General features: G+C 43.5%; 2 protein-coding genes. One reads left to right on the top strand and one right to left on the bottom strand.

Annotated elements, in window-relative coordinates; all coding sequences use genetic code 11:
• On the top strand, positions 1 to 252 hold a 252-nt coding region (locus R7Z49_RS27045), incomplete at its 5' end, for a hypothetical protein (protein WP_318112752.1).
• A gap of 98 nt (positions 253 to 350) precedes the next feature.
• On the opposite strand, the gene R7Z49_RS27050 is transcribed toward R7Z49_RS27045, so the two are convergent.
• Positions 351 to 545 (bottom strand): hypothetical protein (locus R7Z49_RS27050; protein WP_005455030.1); only part of this gene is annotated, 195 nt, incomplete at its 5' end.

Below are 545 nucleotides of genomic sequence, written 5' to 3' on the forward strand. Positions count from 1 at the left end.
CTTTTGGAACAAAATTGGCTGAAAGAACCAATGATCGCTTTCGCAGCCGTAATGATTTGTCGTAAGACGGGTGACCGATTATTCGATATTTCTGACGACTACCGGGAACAAGTTCTAACAAAACTCAAACAGAGCAAAGTACCTGAGTCGTGGGTATCGCTGGTTGAAGAAGTGAAAGAGCTTTCAGAAAGCGAGTCAAAACGTGTCTTCGGTGATGCTTTACCAAGCGGTTTAACGCTGGTTCATCATTAAATCCACTCTATAAACGAAGATGAGTTAAACGCACAAAGCCCTTCCGACGAAGGGCTTTGTTTTATTGCATTCTTTTGGTTTTGACCGCGCACAACGCGTTAATTCATTTCTGTCGTAATCACCACATCGCGCGTTTCGTTATCCATATCACTAATACCGACCACCGACACTTCTCTGTCCGATAGAGTCTCAATTAGGCTGTCTTCTAATCCACCATCAGCAAGCCAAGAATAGAATTTATCCGCAATACGCTCCGAACCTTCTCCGACAAACGTTAATGTGACCTTCTTCAT

The organism is Vibrio sp. 1562, assembly GCF_033340155.1.
GTDB lineage: Bacteria > Pseudomonadota > Gammaproteobacteria > Enterobacterales > Vibrionaceae > Vibrio > Vibrio alginolyticus.